Source organism: Bradyrhizobium sp. Ken01 (genome assembly GCF_055807355.1).
In genome coordinates, this window is the sequence record NZ_JBVVPC010000013.1 from 75,882 (window position 1) to 93,213 (window position 17,332).

The window sequence follows — 17,332 nt, forward strand, 5'->3', positions numbered from 1 at the left end:
AGAAGCAAAAGACTTCGAAAACGGGAGGACACGATGAGAGGGCGTCAGATCTCACGGCGAAGCGTTCTGAAGGGCAGCTTGATGGCGAGTGTCATCGGCGGCACCGGTAGCTTCTTTGGGCCGTGGCGGCAGAATCATGCCTGGGCGCAGGGCGCGAAACCGATCAAGCTTGGCTTGACCTGCGATGCCAGCGGTCAATACGGCAACAGCGGCCAGGATGATTTCCGCGGCATCAAGATGGCGATCGACGAGATCAACGCCAAAGGTGGCGTGCTCGGGCGCCAGGTCACGTTCATCACGGCGGACACCGAGACGACGCCAGCCACCGGCAGCCGCGTCGCCGAACGCTTCATCACCCGCGAGGACTGCACCATCCTGATCGGCGCGCTGCATTCGGGCGTCGCCAACGCCATCACGCAGGTCGCCAGCAAAAACGGTGTGATCTACATGAACACCAATTCCTCCGCGCCGAGCGAAGCCGGGGAGAACTGCTCACGCGTGAAATTCGTCTGGGACGGCAACGGCACCAATTTTTCCAAGGCGTCGGTCAAGAACGCGGTGGACTCCATCGGCAAGAACTGGATGCTGCTCACCAACGACTATGTCTGGGGTCACACGACATCCGCCGCGACAAGGACGCAAGTCGAGGCTGCCGGCGGCAAGATCATCGACAATCTGCTGGTGCCGCAGAACACCCGCGACTTCACCGCCTATCTGCTCAAGATCCAGCAGGCCAAGCCCGATGTTGTGGCGACCGCGGTTGGCGGCGACGATATCAAAGCATTGCGCGAGCAGGTGGCGCAGCTCAAGCTCGACGGCAAGCCGGCCTGGATCAACAACCAGCAGGATTGGCCGGACGTGTGGGGCGCGCCCGACAGCCTGTTCGGCGTGTTCGGCACCACCTGGTATCACAAGCTGCCGCTGCCCGGCGTCGCCGAATTCGTCAAGAAGTGGCAGGCCGCCAACAAGGACGGCCCGATCCCGGTGCCGGGCAATGTCTCCTACAACGGCTACATGTCCACGCGCGAGCTGCTCCGCGCGATCGAGCGGGCAGGGTCGACCAACAATGTCAAGATCATCAAGGAGCTCGAGAACCTGAAGGTCTCGGCGACCGACCGCATGCAGCATTTCGACGCCTACATGGATCCGATGACGCACCAGATGCAGCAGACGATCTACCTGGCGCGACGCAACGCCAAGCCGGCCGACAATACCGATCTGTTCGAGATCATCAGCTGGACGGAGCCGAAATCCGCCGCTGACGATGCGGCACCCGGCAAGTGCAAGCTCACGCCCTACGAGCAGGTGCCGACCGTCGACTCCTAGAGACGGCGCGTCACGTCGCAGAACGAGCGGCGCGCATCTCGCGCGCCGCGCACCGGGACCATCAGGGTCCCGGGTGACACACGCCAGTTGCGAGAGCCAAAAATCTTGTTCGACCTTCTTCCGCATCTCCTCAACGGCCTGACGCTCGGCCTGTTGTTCGCGCTGATCGCGCTCGGCTTCATGCTCATCGTCGGGCTGATGGAGCAGATCAATCTCGCGCACGGATCCCTGTTTGCGCTCGGGGCTTATGTCGCCATGCAGCTCACGGGCCCGCGCCCTCCATTGCCAATGGAACTTGCGAAAGCATGGCTCGCGCTGCCGCTCGGCTGGCGCTATGCGGCAACGTTGATCATTGCTCCCGTGATCGTGAGCCTGGTCGGCATGCTGATCGAGCTCTGCATGCGGCGGACTTACGGCAAGGATCCGCTGTACGGGCTGCTCCTGACCTTCGGCGCCGCGATGGTGATCGAGGAAATGATCCGCCTGGTCTGGGGCACGCGCGACTACGTGCTGCAGGTGCCGTCTGCCATCAATGGCGGTTTCCTGTTCGGCGACCTGATCTGGTCGACCTATCGCTTCTACGCGGCAGGCATCGCGGCCGGGATCATCGGCCTGGTCTGGCTGTTCATCGAAAAGACCTCGTTCGGTGCGACGGTCAAGGCCGGCGCGCATGACAGCGAGATCGTCCGCGCGCTCGGCATCAACCTGTCGCGGTTGCGGATGCTGGTGTTCGTGTTCGGCACGATGCTGGCCGCGATCGCGGGCATCATCGTCGCGCCGATCTGGGGCATTCGCCCGCATATGGGGGTCGATGCGGTCATTCCTGCGTTCCTGGTGATCGTGCTCGGTGGCGTCGGCAGCTTTTGGGGTGCGGTCGTGGCGGGTCTCTTGGTCGGACTGTGTGTCGGCCTCGCCGGCGCCTACGCGTCCGAATGGTCGCTGTTGTCGATATACATCTTGCTCGTTGCCGTCGTGACGTTCCGCGCGCGCGGCTTGTGGGGCAAGAAGAGCGTGCTCGAGGCCTAAAGGGAATGATTGTGGAATCAAAATCTTCACCCGACGCCGCGCGCCTCGTGACGCCGACGATGCTGGTGCTCTGGCTCGTGCTTGCAACGGTGCCGCTCTGGATCACGCGGATCGGGCTCTATCCCTATCTGGGGATCGAGATCCTGATCTGGTCGCTCTATGCGCTCGCGTTCAACCTGGTGCTCGGCATTGCCGGGCTTCCGTCGTTCGGTCATGGTGCGTATTTCGGCATCGGCGCCTACGCGTTCGGTCTCTGTCAGCTCGAAATCGTTGCAAATCTCTGGATATGTCTGATTGCCGCGGCCGCGGTGGCGGGCCTCGCCGGCGTGCTGGTGGCGCTGTTCATCTCGCACAGGCGCGGCATCTATTATGCCTTCATGACGATTGCCTTCGGCCAGATCTTCTGGACACTGGCGATCAAATCGCACCGGATCACCGGCGGCGAAGACGGCCTACTCAAGATCAAACGGTTGCCGGCCGATTTCGGGCTTATGTCTTTCGATCTCACCGACAATGTCGCGTTCTACTATTTCGTGCTCGCGGTTTTTGCGGTCGGCACCGCCGCATTGTGGCGGCTGGTGAATTCGCCCTATGGCCGCGTGGTCGCTGCGATCAGGCAGAGCGAGGTTCGCGCGAGCCATCTCGGCTATAACGTATGGCTTTACAAGGTCGCGGTCTTTGCCCTGTCGGCCGCCGTCTCGGGTCTTGCCGGCGGACTGTTCGCCATGGCGCAGCTCGCCGCATTCCCCGACGTCATGAGCCTGCATCAATCCGGCTACGTCGTGATGATGACGCTCGTCGGCGGTGGCCTCGTCAGCTTCTGGGGCCCGGTGATCGGCGTGTTTCTCTTCCTCACCGCTCGCGACGTGATCGGTGCGCTGACCAATGCCTGGATGCTCTATTTTGGTCTGCTGTTCATCGCGATCGTCCTGTTCCGCCCCGAAGGCATTGCCGGGGCGATCTCCGCTGCCGTGCAGCAGCACTCACTTGGCGCCTTACGGCAGAGGGGTACGTCGGCGATGCGGCTGCTGTTCGGGAGCGGTCGATGAACATGATCGAGGCCGCGGCCGTTCATGTCCGCTTCGGCGATCGCGTCGTGCTGGAGAGCGTCGACCTCGCGGTCGCGGAGGGCGAGTTTCACGGTGTGATGGGCCCGAACGGTGCCGGCAAGACCACATTCTTCAATGTCCTCACCGGCCGCGTGAAACCGAATCGTGGTCGAGTCCTTCTCGCCGGCGAGGATGTTACGGGCCTCAGCCCGCACCGCGTCGCCGCCAAGGGCATCGCCCGCTCGTTTCAGATCATGACACTGTTCGACGAATTCTCCGCGCGTGACAACGTCATGATGGGCTTGCCCGAGTTTCGCGCCCGTGGCCACGATATCGCGCACGCAGCGGCGGGCGACAGTCGGCTTGCCGCGAAGTCCTCCGAAGCGCTGGCGGCAGTCGGGCTTGTCGACAAAGGCGACATCCGCGCCAAGGACCTGTCTTATGGCGACCGGCGCGCGCTGGAGATCGCGGTCGCCCTGGCGCAGGCACCGCGCGTGCTGTGCCTGGACGAACCGACCTCCGGCCTCGGCTCCGACGGGGTGCAGCGGCTCGCAACCCTGATTGCGCGCCTGAAGGGGCGGCTGACCATCGTCGCCATCGAGCACGATATGAAGTTCCTGTTCTCGTTGGCTGACCGCATCTCGGTCATCCATTGGGGCCAGGTGGTGGCGCGCGGAACGCCACACGAACTGCAGCTGAACGAATGGGTGCGGCGCTCCAATCTCGGAAAGTTCGCATGATCCTCGAAGTGGACGCGGTCGATACCTTCTACGGCGAGACCCAGGCGCTGTTCGGCGCTTCGCTCGCCATCGAGCACGCCAAGGTGTTTGCGCTGCTCGGCCCCAACGGCGCCGGCAAGACGACCATGCTCCGCTCGATTCTCGGGCTGACGCGTCCGCGCCGCGGCTCCGTTTGCTTCGACGGTCACGACGTCACGAGCAATCCCACCCACGAGATTGCGCGCGCCGGCATCGGGTGGGTGCCCGACGACCGCCGGCTGTGCCCGACGTTGACGGTCGCGCGCAACCTGTCGATCGCGCAAAAGCGCACGCGCTTTCGCCACTGGAGCCTCAAGGAGGCGGCTGCGATCTTCTCACCGCTCGAATATCTCATGGAGCGCGACTGCGAAAACCTGTCGGGCGGCGAAATGCAGATGGTGGCGATCGCCCGCGCGCTGGTCGGCTCGCCGGGACTGGTGCTGTTCGACGAGCCGAGCCAGGGACTGGCCCCGAAAATCGTCGGCGACGTGCTTGCGACAATCCTGCGCATGAAGGATGAGGGCATTGCCTCGCTGGTCGTGGAGCAGAACGCCGAGATCGCGCTGTCGGTCGCAGACCATGCCGCGGTGATCGATCGCGGCCGGATCGTCTGGACCGGGGAGGCCGCGGCCTTGCGGGATGATCGCGGGCTTCGTCAGCGCTTGCTGGGAGTACAATAAGTGGCCGCACCGCTGCTCGTTCTCGACGACGTTCGGAAGGTCTATACAAGGGGCCGCGTGATCCGCCGACCGACATTCACGCTTCAGGCAAACCTGTCGCTGGACGAGCCTGACATCGTCGGTGTCGTCGGCCCGAATGGGGCAGGCAAGACGACTTTGTTCGAGATGATGACGGGCTCGAATGCGCCGACCTCGGGGCGCGTGCTGGTCGCGGGCACCGATATCCATGGCGTCAAATATCGTGAACGCGACCGGCTCGCAATTCACTATCACCAATCGTATCAGGTCAGGCGCTTTGGCAAGCGAATACCGTCCGCCTTCCTGGCGCCGTCGCCGACCCGGACGCCGCTGGTGCACCTGTTCGACGAACCGCAGTTCAATCTGCAGGATGGTTATATCGGCTTCATGCTCGATTTCTTCCGCAAGCTGCGCGACGAGGGCCGGCTGGTCGTGCTCTGCATGCACCCGACGGCCGCCTGGCACCTCGACATCCTCGCCGAGATCGCCGGGCGATTCCTGTTCGTGGCCGGCGGCGGGGTAACACCCGTGGCGAATTTCGGCGCGCTCGTCGCAGATCCGCGCTGTCGCGCTTATCTCGGGCCGGAAATGACAAAGGCGGCGGACGCGATTTGTCACGGTGCCGTTCACAGCTCGACCTAAAGGAGAATCCGTTGGCCTATTCGAAGACCCAGCTTTTCATTGGCGGCAAATGGCGACCGGCCCATTCGGGCAAGGTGATCGAGGTGCGCAATCCCGCGACCGAAGAAGTGATCGGCACCGTCGCCCATGCCGGACGGTCCGACCTCGACGAGGCACTCGCCGCAGCCAGCGCGGGCTTCAAGATCTGGCGAAACGTCGCTCCCTTCGAGCGCTGCCGGATCATGCGCAAGGCCGCCGCGATCATGCGCGAGCGCAATGACGAGATCGCGCCGCTGCTCACGATGGAGCAGGGCAAGACTCTTGGCGAGGCCAAGATGGAGGCGATGGCCGCCGCCGACGTGATCGAGTGGTTTGCGGAAGAAGCCAAACGCGCCTATGGCCGGTTGATCCCCGCGCGCGGTCCGGGCATCTACCAGCTCGCGATCAAGGAGCCGGTCGGCCCGGTCGCGGCGTTCACGCCCTGGAATTTTCCGATCAATCAGGTCGTGCGCAAGCTTTCCGCCGCACTCGGCGCCGGCTGTTCGATCATCGTCAAGGCCCCGGAGGAGACGCCGGCCTCGCCCGCACAACTGATCCGCGCGTTTGCGGATGCCGGCGTGCCCGATGGCGTCATCAACCTGGTCTACGGTGTACCTGCCGAGATCTCCGAATATCTCATTCCGCATCCGGTGATCCGCAAGATTTCGTTCACCGGCTCGACCCATGTCGGCAAGCAGCTCAATGCGCTCGCGGGCCTGCACATGAAGCGTGCCACCATGGAGCTCGGCGGTCATGCGCCGGCGATCGTTTTCAAGGACGCCGACGTCGCATCGGCGGCCAAGATTCTGGCGGCAGCAAAATATCGCAATGCCGGTCAGGTTTGCATCTCGCCGACGCGGATGCTGGTGCAGGATGACGTGTTCCGTGAATTCGTCGACACCTTTGTCGACAGCGCCAAGGCGTTCAAGGTCGGCAACGGCCTCGATCCTGACTCCAAAATGGGCTCGCTCGCCAACCCGCGCCGCGTCACCGCCATCGAGGGCATGGTGCAGGATGCCGTCGGCAAGGGCGCAAAGCTCGAGACCGGCGGCAAGCGCGTCGGCAACAAGGGCCATTTCTTCGAGCCGACGGTGGTGAGCGACGTGCCGAAGGATGCACGCGCCATGAACGAGGAGCCGTTCGGCCCCCTCGCGCTGATCTCGCGCTTCTCATCCTTCGACGAGGTGGTCGAGGAGGCCAACCGGCTGCCTTTTGGGCTGGCGTCCTACGCCTTCACCAGCTCGGCCAAGACGGCGGCCGCGATCGGTTCGGCGATCGAAGCCGGCATGATGTCGATCAACAGTTTTGGTCTCGCGCTGCCCGAAGTGCCGTTCGGCGGCATCAAGGATTCCGGCTACGGCTCGGAAGGCGGCACCGAGGCGATGGAGGGTTACTTCAACACAAAGTTCATCAGCCAGACCGGCGTGTGAACGCTGGACGATTCACGATCAGCGTTTGACGAAGACCAGCCCGCAGGCGCGTGCCTCGTTGCGCTTGCCGGTGCCGCGGGTGCGATCGAACTGCGCATCCACCGTAAAGGCGTAGGGCGAGCCGGGCGCGAGGTTGTTGAGAGTGTAGGTGCTCGCCCCCGTCGTGCCGCGCGCGCTCAAAGTCGTCTTGCCGTCCGCGGGGATCTGGCCATCGATCTCCAGGCGGTTGACGGCGCCCTGGCTCTGGGCGTCGGCATGAAAGACGCCGTTCGCAACCGTGGCCGACAGGGCCCGGGTGAAGCCCTGCGCCTTGCCGGTCGGCGGGCAGTTCAACGTCACGTCCCAATTGCCGTCGAAGTCCTTGGTGCTACGGGGATTGCCGGTTGCCGGCGCGAGCGCCACCTTCTGCTTCAGGCCTTCAATTCGGGCCTTGGCAAGCGTGGCGAAGATGCAATTCGGAAATCTCGTGAGATGGTCCTCGTAGGCACCAAGCGTGCCGATGCCGTCCGCGGCCTTCCAGTGCGCTTCTGCCGCCGCGCAAGGGTCAGCCCGGGGGGCGGCTTGCGGCGCCGCTGGTGTCACCGTGACCGACACCGGTCCGTTCAGATAGAACTTGCCGATGATCGACAGCGACAGCTCCGGCAACTGGGTCTTGCCGCTACTGTCGTAGACGTCGCTGCTGATGTCGCGAAAGACCTCGCCGATCTCCTGCGGCTCCTCGATGTGCTTCAGGAACGCCGTCGTATAGGGGCTGTTGCGGCCGTTGCCATCAGCCGCCGTCTGCCCGGACTGGGTTGAGAACGACACGATCGTGCCGCGCGGTGCTTCGACTTTGGACAGGCCCCGCCCGATCGAGGCGGCGCGCGTCATGCCGGCGGAGCGTTTCAAGGTTTCGGCCAGCGGATTGTCGCGGCAGGAATCGAGAATGAGGATGCGCAGGTTCTTGGCCTGCTGCAGATCGTTCACGATGTCGTCGACACGCACGAAGCGCTTCAGGTCGGCTTCGTCGCTCAGCACGGCGTCGACGGGCATCAGATAGTTCACGCCGTTGTACTGCATCGCATGGCCGCTGTAGTAAAACATGGCGACGTCGGCTTTGCTCGCGGCGCGCGCGAAGCGGATGGTCAGGTCTTGCATGTCGGCCTGGCGCAGGTCGATGCCCTGGAGCACCTCGAAGCCGCTGCGCTTGAGCGAGGTGGCGACGTCTTCAGCGTCGTGAGACGGATTGGGAAGCTGCGCCGTACTGGCATAGGCGCCGTTGCCGATCACCAGCGCGACGCGCGTTTCCGCCGATGCAGGCGCAAGGGAAAGCCAGCAGGCCAGGAGGGCGAGGCAAAGTCCGGCCGGGCAAAATCTGGAAAGAGCACGCATGAATGCCTTCCAAGGAAATGTCGAAAAATATCCCTCCAGATTAGCGCATGCCGCGCCGACATCAATGCCCTGCCAGAGAAAACACTCGGGTTTCGCGGCCGTGACATCCTGTCACGCTGGGCTCGCCGCCATCGTCTTGCGCACGGCCATTTCGGTCGCAATCGCGTCCCGCACGGCCGGTCGCGCCTGCGTGCGCGCGAGATAGGCCGACAACGACGGCCATTGGCCGATGTCGACGCCCGCGGGACGGAGCAGCAGCAAAGCCCAGGTGAGGTGGGCATCCGCGACGGTGAAGCTGTCGCCGACGAGGAATTCGCGGTCCGCCAGATGCGCGGCAGGCAGCGACAATGTCTGCGCGATCCTTGCACGCGGCTTGGCGAGCGAGGCGTCGTCCTTGTACCAGAAGGTCGGAAACAAAAACGCCTTGTGGATCTCGGCTCCGACGAAGCTGAGCCATTCCTGGAGCCGATACCGGTCGGGATCTCCGAACGCGGGTGCAAGGCCTGCCTCAGGCTTCAGATCGGCGATGTATTGCAGCACCGCGGCGCATTCGGTCAGCCGTTCGCCATTCTCCAGCACCAGGACCGGCACCGCGCCCTTCGGCGAAACGCCGAAGAAATCGCTGCCGTCGTCCACGACCTGCTTGGTCTGGAGATGGACCGGATGATAGCGCGCGTCGAGGCCCGCTTCCATCAGCGCGATGCGGCTCGCAAGCGAGCAGGCCATCGGGGAGAAATAGAGTTGCAGCATCGCCCACGCTCCTTCAGGTCAGCGCCTCGGTTTGCGCGATGATCGCAAACCGGTCCGACAATTCGGCCAGGGCGACCTCGTGAATGGTCCTTGCCGAGAGCGCTCCGCCGCGGCCGTCGGGAAGATCGCGTGTGGCACAGGCATCGGCTGCGATCGTCGTGCGCAGGCCGAGGTCGAGCGCGGCGCGGGCGCTCGAGCTGATGCACATATGGGTCATGAAACCGGCCAGCACGATGTTCGTGCGTCCGGTTGCGGCCAGCCGAACCTGCAGGTCGGTGCCGGCAAAAGCGTTCGGCAGCGCCTTTTCGATCACGGCTTCGCCGGCGAGCGGCGCCACGTTCCTGACGATCGCGCCGCGCGCGGCCTCGCGGTCGAACAGGCTGCCGGCACGTCCCTTGTGCGCGATATGGAAGATCGCCGCGCCGCTCGCCCTCGCGCGGGCGAGCAGGCGCGCGGCGGCGGCGATCGCGGGCTCCGCATCCGGCAAGGCGAGCGGGCCGGCGCAATATTCGTTCTGGATGTCGATCAGGACGAGGCAGCAATCGGCGAGCCTGGCCGGAGTGAGATCGGCGCCGGACAATTCAAGCAGGGTTTTTGGGGCGGTCATGCGGGTCGGGCCTTCCTGGGGAATATCGGATGGCGCCACACTAGCGCGGCGGCGGCCTGCCAATGTGCAGGACTATTGCAGCATATGGCTGCAAATTTGCAGGAGCCCGCCGTACCTGCTAGGCTCATCGCCATGAACTGGGACGATCTGCGCATCATCGCCGCGGTGAGGGACGAGGGCACCTATGCCGGCGCCAGCGCCCGGCTGCGCATCGACGAGACCACGGTCGGCCGCAGGCTCGCGCGCATCCAGCGCGATCTCGGCGTGCCGCTGTTCGATGCGGTGGACGGCCAGCGCCGGCCGACGCGGAGTTGCGAGGCGGTGCTGGCGCATGTCGAGGCGATGGCCGCACATGCCGCCGAGATCGGTCGCGTCGGCGAGAGTCTGGCAGGCCCGGTGGGACGTCTGCGTATCGCCTCCACCAACACGGTCGCCGAGGAGGTTCTGTCGCCGCGCGCGAGCGACTTCCTGCGCGCCAATCCCGGCCTGACGCTGCAATTCCTCACCTCGAGCGAGAACGTCAAGTTCTCGCGCTGGGAAGCCGATCTCGCGATCCGGCTGCGCAAGCCCGACAAGGGCGACTTCGCGATCTCCAGGCTCGGTGACATCCGCCTGTATTATTTCGAGCCTGTGACGACCGAGGGTGAGCCGGTGCTGTGCGCCTATCCGGACCAACTCGGTGCCATTCCCGAGATGCAATTCCTGCGCACGAAGAAGGCCCGCGCGCGTTGCGTCACTGACAACGTTCGCGTCATCCATAACCTGATCCGGGCGCATCAGGCCGCCGGCGTGCTGCCGGAGCAGGTCTGCGCGGACTTGCTCGGCGATCGCCGCCTGCGCGCCACACTGCTGCCTGGGCGCCGCGACGTCTGGCTGCTGGTGCAGAACCATCTCAAGCGGGATCCGGCGACGCGGCTCACCATCGAATGGATCCGCCGCTGCTTCAGCGATCTCGCGCGCGGCTGATTGCGGCGTGAACGCGATCCGTGCGCGGCGCGACCAAGTTATGGGATTGCGCGCCCGCGAAGGTTGCGTAATCTCGCAGCGACGACGGGCTTGATCAGGGCAGGCGCATGACCACTCTTCAGGAAACCATCCACCCGCAGGCCAAGGTGCGGGAATGGAAGGCGATCGTCATCCTGATCCTTCTGATCCCGGTGCTGTGGTCACCGCCGTTCCTGTTTCGCATCTTCCTGTTCCAGCCGTTCAACATCCCGTCCGGCTCGATGACACCGACGCTGGTCGTCGGCGACTACGTCTTCGCCGCAAAATATGCCTATGGCTATGGCCGCTATTCGCTTCCTTTCGCGCCGTCATGGATCTCCGGGCGTGTCCGGGCCACTGAGCCGGAGCATGGCGACATCGTCGTGTTCCGGACGCCAAAGGACACCTCGGTCGACTACGTCAAGCGCGTGGTCGGGCTGCCCGGTGATCGCATCCAGATGCGGCAGGGCCAACTTATCCTCAACGACCGCCCGGTGACGCGCGTTGCCCTGAAGGCGGTGGTTGCCGGCTCCACCTGCGGCGCGGATGACGGCGCGAAGGCCAAGCGCTGGCGCGAGACGCTGCCGAACGGCGCCTCCTACATCACGCAAGACTGCGTCGACAACGGCTACTACGACAACACCGACGTCTACACTGTGCCGCCGGGCCATTTCTTCGTGCTCGGTGATAACCGAGACAACTCGAGCGACAGCCGCGTGATGTCGTCGATCGGATTCGTGCCGATGGACAATCTGGTCGGCAAGGTGACGCGGATATTCTGGTCGCTCGACCAGGAGGGCGAGCCGCATATGGAGCGGCTGGGGAAGGTGTGGTGAGTCCCACCGTCATTCCTAGGGCGGTGTGCGGCGCCGGCATGAATTGAGTTCGCAGCCTGGATGGAGCGCAGCGCAATCCAGGAGAACTGCTCGCGCCGGACACGGTGCCCCGGATTTCGCTTCCGCTCCATCCGGGCTACGGGCTGTGATCGTGGGACGGCCGAAGCGATCCTCCAAAAACAAAAACCCCGGCATCGCTGCCGGGGTTTCGCATTTTGTCGTTTGCCGGAATGGCTGGATCAGAAGTCCATGCCGCCCATGCCGCCGCCCGGGGGCATCGCCGGACCGGCGCCGCCCTTCTTGGGCAGCTCGGCGACCATGGCTTCCGTGGTGATCAAGAGAGCCGCAACCGAGGCTGCGTTCTGGATCGCGGTACGGACCACCTTGGTCGGGTCGATGATGCCCTTCTTGACGAGGTCGACATATTCGCCGGTCTGCGAATCGAAGCCGTAGGCGTACGACTTGTTCTCGAGGACCTTGCCGACGATCACGGAGCCGTCTTCACCGGCGTTGATCGCGATCTGGCGAGCGGGCGCGGAGAGCGCCTTGCGCACGATCTCGACGCCGGTCTTCTGGTCGTCGTTCTTGGTGCGCAGGCCCTTGAGCTGCTCGGAGGCACGGAGCAGGGCGACGCCGCCGCCCGGGACGATGCCTTCTTCCACAGCCGCGCGGGTCGCATGCATCGCGTCATCAACGCGATCCTTGCGCTCCTTCACCTCGACTTCGGTCGCGCCGCCGACGCGGATCACCGCGACGCCGCCAGCGAGCTTGGCAAGACGCTCCTGGAGCTTCTCACGGTCGTAGTCCGAGGTGGTCTCCTCGATCTGCGCCTTGATCTGCGCCACGCGCGCTTCGATGTCGGCCTTCTTGCCGGCGCCGTTGACGATCGTGGTGTTCTCCTTGTCGATCATCACCTTCTTGGCGCGACCGAGCATGTTGAGCGTGACGTTCTCGAGCTTGATGCCGAGATCTTCCGAGATCGCCTGGCCGCCGGTCAGGATCGCGATGTCCTGCAGCATGGCCTTGCGGCGATCGCCGAAGCCCGGAGCCTTGACGGCCGCGACCTTCAGGCCGCCACGGAGACGGTTCACGACCAGGGTCGCAAGCGCTTCGCCTTCGACGTCCTCGGCGACGATGACCAGCGGCTTGCCGGTCTGCACCACGGCCTCGAGCAGCGGCAGCAGCTCGTTCAGCGAGGAGAGCTTCTTCTCGTTGATCAGGATGTAGGCGTCGTCCATCTCAACGCGCATCTTGTCGGCGTTGGTGACGAAGTAGGGCGAGATGTAGCCGCGGTCGAACTGCATGCCCTCGACGACGTCGAGCTCGGTCTCGAGCGACTTGGCTTCCTCGACGGTGATGACACCCTCGTTGCCGACCTTCTTCATGGCGTCGGCGAGGAACTTGCCGATCTCCGCGTCACCGTTGGCCGAGATGGTGCCGACCTGGGCAATCTCGTCATTCGAGGTGACCTTCTTGGAGTTCTTGACGAGGTCCGCAACGACGGCTTCGACCGCGAGGTCGATACCGCGCTTCAGATCCATCGGGTTCATGCCGGCGGCAACCGACTTGGCGCCTTCGCGCACGATCGCCTGGGCCAGCACGGTGGCGGTGGTGGTGCCGTCGCCGGCCGCGTCAGCGGACTTGGAAGCGACTTCGCGCACCATCTGCGCGCCCATGTTCTCGAACTTGTCCTCGAGCTCGATCTCCTTGGCGACGGTGACGCCGTCCTTGGTGATGCGGGGAGCGCCGAACGACTTGTCGAGCACGACGTTGCGGCCCTTCGGACCGAGCGTGACCTTCACCGCGTTGGCGAGGATGTCGACGCCGCGAAGCATCTTGTCGCGCGCATCGACGGAGAATTTGACTTCTTTAGCTGCCATCTGGATTTTTTCCTTAGGTGTTTAACTGGATGAGAGAGGGGCTCTTAGGCCGCCTTCTTCTTGGAAGCGGGGACGTCGAGGACGCCCATGATGTCGCTTTCCTTCATGATCAGCAGGTCGACGTTGTCGATCTTGACCTCGGTGCCGGACCACTTGCCGAACAGCACGCGGTCGCCGACCTTCAGGTCGATCGGGATCAGCTTGCCAGCTTCGTCGCGGCCACCCGGGCCGACGGCGACGATCTCGCCCTGCGAGGGCTTTTCCTTCGCCGTGTCGGGAATGATGATGCCGCCAGCGGTCTTCTCTTCTGCGTCGATGCGCTTGACCACGACGCGGTCGTGAAGCGGACGGAAATTCATGCAGTTCTCCTAAGCTTTTGCACGAGTTGGGAATTTTGGATTGTTAGCAGTCTGTGCCGGCGAGTGCTAGCACAGGCACAGCTGAGATAAGGCAGGATTTTGGCGGGAGCAAGGGCTTGTAGCAGAAAAATAGCACTCGGAGGCGCCGCCTGCCAAAATCTCTTTCCATCGTTAATCGCCGCCAGCGCCCGTATTAGCACGGAGCCGCATCTGCTGCTAACGCATTGAATTTCAACAGCTTGTTAAACTTTTGGGCTTGAGATGGATTGTCAGTTTGCGTCACATTTCACTCATGTGAGCGCATCTCCACCGGGTGGCTCGTAGGGCGCGTACCGGAAAGCCATCCCTTGAATATGCGCTCCTGCAAAGGAGGTTGGCATGGTCTCGCGAGTTGGGGTTGTTTCCGACGACTTCCGGAAACAGGTGCTGGGTTACGGGCTGACGACGGCCGAAATTCTCTACCGGATGCCGGATCATCGCTCGCTGCTCCAGACCTATGTCTGGCAGAACTACGACATGTTTCCGAAATTTCCCGCGCTGACGGATTTCCTGGCGTTCTGGCAGAAGAAGCTCGACGGTCCGCTATTCTCGGTCACGGTCGCGCATTCCAAGCTGATCAAGCCGGCCGAGCTGCGCGCGGTGGACGGCGTGTTCCGGCTGCATTGAAGGCGAGCGCGGTGCTGTAGGGTGGGTTAGCGTCAGCGTAACCCTGCATGCTGCAACGGTTGCGGAAAGAAGTGGGTACGTTAGCGCTAACCCACCCTGCGATTTCGCATTCTGTGCTAGCCTCTCCCCATAACGACAGGGGAGACCGCCCATGGCCAAGAAAGCAAAATCGCGTAGCGCATCGCAGGCGGCGGTGAAGAAGCGAAGCGGGGCCAAACCCGCCGCACGGTCCTCGGCGCGCAAGGCGGTGAAGGTGAAAGCCCCCACGACAACGGCAAAGTCATCCGTCAAGAAACCGGCGCGTCCCAAGCAGCGCATCGCCATCAGCCATCACCGCGAGGAAGACTTCAAGGCCGACGGCCTGCGCACCTACGCGAAGTATCGCGATCTCGGCATCGCCGCCGCGAGCCACGGGCTCGCGCAGGCGCACGTGATCCGGCTGCAAGGCCCCTGCAATCCGGACGAGGTGTCGAAGCTGCACTTCCACGACGTCGAATTCCAGATGGTCTACGTGCTCAAGGGCTGGGTGAAGACCTATATGGACGGAGAGGGCGAGACGCTGATGAAACAAGGCAGCGCCTGGACCCAGCCGCCGAAGATCAAGCACATGATCCTGGACTATTCGGACGACGTCGAGCTGCTGGAGGTGATCCTGCCGGCGGAGTTCAGGACCGTGGAGTTGAAGGCGTAGGCGAAGCGGAGATCAGCCGCCGTCGTTGCAATAGCGTTTCCACATCGCGCGATAGGCATCGTCCACCGCTCGCGCGTATGAGACGGGGTTGCCGGCGGCGGCAGCCCTGATCTGTCCGGGCAGTTCGCCGCGCAACTTATCGAGCTCGCCGATCTGCGACCCACGGCTCGCTGCGATTTCGACATAGGCCTCATCGCTATCCGCGACCCAGTCCGGCAGGCCCAGCGCGGTGAGGATGGAGCCGGCAGCACGGCTCGGCAGGCTGTGACCGAGCTTCGCCACCACCGGCACGCCCATCTGCAATGCTTCCCACGTGCTGACGCCGCCATTCTGGGGGAATGGGTCGAGGCCAATATCGACGCGATTGAACGCTGCCAGATGTTCGTCTCGTGACGTGGCTCCGAGCAGATCGACGCGTTCGGCCGGTAAACGGCAAGCGGCAAACCGCGCCAGCAGATTGTCGCGGACCAGCTGAGCATCCAGCGCAGTATCCTTGATCAGCAGTCGCGATCCCGGCACCCGCTCGAGAATCCTGGACCAGACTTCCACCGCCTCGTTCGAAATCTTGCTGATGCGGTTGAAGACACCGAATGTGATGAAGCCGTTCGCAATCGCCGGCGTCGGCGCCCGCGCAATCCCGGCCGGCAGCGGCGCCAGCGTCACAAAGCACGGCAGGTCAACGATGGTCTCCGCAAACAGATGTCGAACCGCGACAGGAATCGCGACGGGGTCGGAGAATAGATAATCGATCGTTGGCAGCCCGGTGCCGGTACCATGGCCCCAGCCATGCGCTTGAACAGGTGCAGGCTTGCGCGCAAACACGCCGAGGCGGTTTCCGCTGGTATGGCCGGACAGATCGATCAGGATGTCGACGCCATCGGCGCGGATCTGAGCGGCGAGGCGATCGTCGGACCATTGCGAGGCGTCGCGCCAGCGATCGGCCATTCCCTGAAACTCGCGGGTCGTCGCATCCGTTTTCACTGAACACGCGTAGCAGACGATCTCGAATCGTGCCCGATCGTGGTGCTGCAGGACCGGCTTGAAAATGAACGCCGCCGAATGTGCGTGAAAATCCGACGAGACATAACCCAGTACCAGACGGCGATCCGGATCTCGGCTGTTCTCATGCGCTGCCGCCGCTGCCGAGGCGATCTTCGCACCGATCTGCTCCCACCATACATGTCGCGCTTGCTGATGCTGCGCAACGCTGGCGTCGGCGATAAAATCGAGGGTGAATATCTTGCTCGAGATCGTGCTCTGATCAGGCTCGATGTCGATAGCTCTGTCGAAACTGGCGAGGGCTTCGTCGACCCGGCCAAGTGCCGCGAGACATTGTCCGAGCAGGCTGTGGGCCTGAGAGAAGCCGGGATCGGTCGCTAGAGCCTTCTCGCAATCGGATAATGCTTCGGCAACTTGCCGGGTCAGGAGCAAGATACTGGCCCGCCGGAGCCATCCATTCGCGTCGTCGGGTGCAAGCGCGATTGCGCGATTGCAATCCGCCATGGCTTCGTCAAATCGCTGAAGTTCTCGCAAGGCAACGGCGCGGGTCGACAGCGCCGAGGCATAGTCAGGCTTGATCGATAGCGCGCGGTTTAAGCTTGCGATAGCCTCGTCATAGGCGCGCACACGGCAGAGCGCCCAACCACGGCCGTTATGGGCTTCGGAAAGTTTTCCGTCGATTGCGAGCGCCTTGTCGTAGCTCTCGAGCGCTTCCTGGTAAAGCTCCAGGGCCGCGCTCGCGTTACCGAGATTAGACAAAGCCAAGGCGTAGTTGGGTCGCAAGGCGAGGGCCTTTCGATAGCTCTCGCGGGCCTCGTTGTGACGTTTTAGCCCGTTGAGCGCGACGCCCAGGCTCGTATGAGCTTCGGCAGATCGCGGATCCACGGCAACCGCTCGGCTCAGCAGAACTTGCGCTTGCCGATAGTTTTTGGCTTCAGACTCCAAGGCGCCCAGCAAATGCAGCGCTATGAATTGGTTGGGCGCGAGCTCCAGGAGTTCGCGATAGGCCGTCTTGGCCTCGCGGAGAAGTCCTGCCTTATGCAGCTGGAGGGCGCCCGCTAGCAACGGCCCCACCTCTGCTTTTTGCCGTTTCTGAAGCCGGGCATTTTGAAATGCCCGCTGGCCTGCGCTGTTGCTCATGAATCAAGTCCACCCGAATCTCCTGAAGAGATTAACATGGAAGGATTGTCGCGATTGCGCTGCGCTCCCTCGGAGCTCCGGGGGCGCCAGCCTCACACAAGC

17 protein-coding genes are annotated in these 17,332 nt (G+C 63.6%); 11 read left to right on the forward strand and 6 right to left on the reverse strand.

The annotated features are described in order from the left end of the window. Nucleotides 1-33 precede the first annotated feature (33 nt). From AC0L3S_RS15305 to AC0L3S_RS15335, 7 genes are all read left to right on the forward strand, one after another. Nucleotides 34-1,326: an ABC transporter substrate-binding protein gene (locus AC0L3S_RS15305; protein ID WP_473279617.1), complete on the forward strand. Its 1,293-nt coding sequence runs from the start codon at nt 34-36 to the stop codon at nt 1,324-1,326. A gap of 105 nt (nt 1,327-1,431) precedes the next feature. After that, complete coding sequence (locus AC0L3S_RS15310) at nt 1,432-2,352, forward strand: branched-chain amino acid ABC transporter permease (protein WP_473279618.1); 921 nt, start codon at nt 1,432-1,434, stop codon at nt 2,350-2,352. A gap of 5 nt (nt 2,353-2,357) precedes the next feature. Next, nucleotides 2,358-3,401 carry a branched-chain amino acid ABC transporter permease gene (locus AC0L3S_RS15315; RefSeq protein ID WP_473279619.1) on the forward strand — a complete coding sequence of 348 codons (1,044 nt, stop codon included), beginning with the start codon at nt 2,358-2,360 and terminating at the stop codon, nt 3,399-3,401. Then, on the forward strand, nt 3,398-4,141 hold the full coding sequence (locus AC0L3S_RS15320; RefSeq protein ID WP_473279620.1) for an ABC transporter ATP-binding protein: 744 nt from the start codon (nt 3,398-3,400) through the stop codon (nt 4,139-4,141). Before AC0L3S_RS15315 ends, AC0L3S_RS15320 begins: the two co-directional genes overlap by 4 nt. Beyond that, nucleotides 4,138-4,839, forward strand: a complete 702-nt coding sequence (locus AC0L3S_RS15325) for an ABC transporter ATP-binding protein (RefSeq protein WP_473279621.1) — start codon at nt 4,138-4,140, stop codon at nt 4,837-4,839. The genes AC0L3S_RS15320 and AC0L3S_RS15325 overlap by 4 nt, the downstream gene beginning before the upstream one ends. Beyond that, entirely contained in the window at nt 4,840-5,499 is a 660-nt protein-coding gene (locus AC0L3S_RS15330) for an ATP-binding cassette domain-containing protein (protein WP_473279622.1), read from the forward strand. Nucleotides 5,500-5,510: 11 nt separating this feature from the next. Continuing rightward, the gene (locus tag AC0L3S_RS15335; RefSeq protein ID WP_473279623.1) at nt 5,511-6,947 is read left to right on the forward strand and encodes an NAD-dependent succinate-semialdehyde dehydrogenase; all 1,437 of its coding nucleotides are present in this window, start codon (nt 5,511-5,513) and stop codon (nt 6,945-6,947) included. A gap of 18 nt (nt 6,948-6,965) precedes the next feature. Here the strand turns inward: AC0L3S_RS15335 and AC0L3S_RS15340 are convergent, their stop codons facing one another. The 3 genes from AC0L3S_RS15340 to AC0L3S_RS15350 all read right to left on the reverse strand — a co-directional run bounded on the left by AC0L3S_RS15340 (nt 6,966) and on the right by AC0L3S_RS15350 (nt 9,675). Next, nucleotides 6,966-8,318: a caspase family protein gene (locus AC0L3S_RS15340; protein ID WP_473258921.1), complete on the reverse strand. Its 1,353-nt coding sequence runs from the start codon at nt 8,316-8,318 to the stop codon at nt 6,966-6,968. 111 nt (nt 8,319-8,429) lie between these two features. Continuing rightward, nucleotides 8,430-9,068 carry a glutathione binding-like protein gene (locus AC0L3S_RS15345; RefSeq protein WP_473279624.1) on the reverse strand — a complete coding sequence of 213 codons (639 nt, stop codon included), beginning with the start codon at nt 9,066-9,068 and terminating at the stop codon, nt 8,430-8,432. A 13-nt stretch (nt 9,069-9,081) separates the two neighbouring features. After that, nucleotides 9,082-9,675, reverse strand: a complete 594-nt coding sequence (locus AC0L3S_RS15350; RefSeq protein WP_473279625.1) for a cysteine hydrolase family protein — start codon at nt 9,673-9,675, stop codon at nt 9,082-9,084. Nucleotides 9,676-9,807: 132 nt separating this feature from the next. On the opposite strand from AC0L3S_RS15350, the gene AC0L3S_RS15355 reads away from it, so the two are divergent. Beyond that, the gene (locus tag AC0L3S_RS15355; RefSeq protein WP_473279626.1) at nt 9,808-10,641 is read left to right on the forward strand and encodes a LysR family transcriptional regulator; all 834 of its coding nucleotides are present in this window, start codon (nt 9,808-9,810) and stop codon (nt 10,639-10,641) included. A 107-nt stretch (nt 10,642-10,748) separates the two neighbouring features. Then, entirely contained in the window at nt 10,749-11,495 is a 747-nt protein-coding gene (gene lepB, locus AC0L3S_RS15360) for a signal peptidase I (RefSeq protein ID WP_473279627.1), read from the forward strand. Between the two features lie 239 nt (nt 11,496-11,734). Here lepB and groL read toward each other — a convergent pair whose 3' ends face one another. Next, nucleotides 11,735-13,375 carry a chaperonin GroEL gene (groL, locus tag AC0L3S_RS15365; RefSeq protein WP_007602475.1) on the reverse strand — a complete coding sequence of 547 codons (1,641 nt, stop codon included), beginning with the start codon at nt 13,373-13,375 and terminating at the stop codon, nt 11,735-11,737. Nucleotides 13,376-13,419: 44 nt separating this feature from the next. Next, nucleotides 13,420-13,734, reverse strand: a complete 315-nt coding sequence (locus tag AC0L3S_RS15370) for a co-chaperone GroES (RefSeq protein WP_007611913.1) — start codon at nt 13,732-13,734, stop codon at nt 13,420-13,422. Nucleotides 13,735-14,112: 378 nt separating this feature from the next. Between AC0L3S_RS15370 and AC0L3S_RS15375 the strand changes: the two genes are divergently transcribed. Further along, entirely contained in the window at nt 14,113-14,400 is a 288-nt protein-coding gene (locus tag AC0L3S_RS15375) for an usg protein (RefSeq protein WP_007602477.1), read from the forward strand. 151 nt (nt 14,401-14,551) lie between these two features. Beyond that, on the forward strand, nt 14,552-15,091 hold the full coding sequence (locus AC0L3S_RS15380) for a cupin domain-containing protein (RefSeq protein WP_473279628.1): 540 nt from the start codon (nt 14,552-14,554) through the stop codon (nt 15,089-15,091). 12 nt (nt 15,092-15,103) lie between these two features. Here AC0L3S_RS15380 and AC0L3S_RS15385 read toward each other — a convergent pair whose 3' ends face one another. Then, entirely contained in the window at nt 15,104-17,230 is a 2,127-nt protein-coding gene (locus AC0L3S_RS15385) for an O-linked N-acetylglucosamine transferase, SPINDLY family protein (RefSeq protein WP_473279629.1), read from the reverse strand. Nucleotides 17,231-17,332 lie beyond the last annotated feature (102 nt).

Coding starts and splice junctions, on each gene's coding strand:
- AC0L3S_RS15305 (WP_473279617.1), top strand. CDS start 34: ATGAGAGGGCGTCAGATCTCACGGCGAAGCGTTCTGAAGGGCAGCTTG.
- AC0L3S_RS15315 (WP_473279619.1), top strand. CDS start 2,358: ATGATTGTGGAATCAAAATCTTCACCCGACGCCGCGCGCCTCGTGACG.
- AC0L3S_RS15320 (WP_473279620.1), top strand. CDS start 3,398: ATGAACATGATCGAGGCCGCGGCCGTTCATGTCCGCTTCGGCGATCGC.
- AC0L3S_RS15325 (WP_473279621.1), top strand. CDS start 4,138: ATGATCCTCGAAGTGGACGCGGTCGATACCTTCTACGGCGAGACCCAG.
- AC0L3S_RS15340 (WP_473258921.1), bottom strand. CDS start 8,318: ATGCGTGCTCTTTCCAGATTTTGCCCGGCCGGACTTTGCCTCGCCCTC.
- AC0L3S_RS15345 (WP_473279624.1), bottom strand. CDS start 9,068: ATGCTGCAACTCTATTTCTCCCCGATGGCCTGCTCGCTTGCGAGCCGC.
- AC0L3S_RS15350 (WP_473279625.1), bottom strand. CDS start 9,675: ATGACCGCCCCAAAAACCCTGCTTGAATTGTCCGGCGCCGATCTCACT.
- AC0L3S_RS15355 (WP_473279626.1), top strand. CDS start 9,808: ATGAACTGGGACGATCTGCGCATCATCGCCGCGGTGAGGGACGAGGGC.
- lepB (WP_473279627.1), top strand. CDS start 10,749: ATGACCACTCTTCAGGAAACCATCCACCCGCAGGCCAAGGTGCGGGAA.
- groL (WP_007602475.1), bottom strand. CDS start 13,375: ATGGCAGCTAAAGAAGTCAAATTCTCCGTCGATGCGCGCGACAAGATG.
- AC0L3S_RS15370 (WP_007611913.1), bottom strand. CDS start 13,734: ATGAATTTCCGTCCGCTTCACGACCGCGTCGTGGTCAAGCGCATCGAC.
- AC0L3S_RS15375 (WP_007602477.1), top strand. CDS start 14,113: ATGGTCTCGCGAGTTGGGGTTGTTTCCGACGACTTCCGGAAACAGGTG.
- AC0L3S_RS15380 (WP_473279628.1), top strand. CDS start 14,552: ATGGCCAAGAAAGCAAAATCGCGTAGCGCATCGCAGGCGGCGGTGAAG.
- AC0L3S_RS15385 (WP_473279629.1), bottom strand. CDS start 17,230: ATGAGCAACAGCGCAGGCCAGCGGGCATTTCAAAATGCCCGGCTTCAG.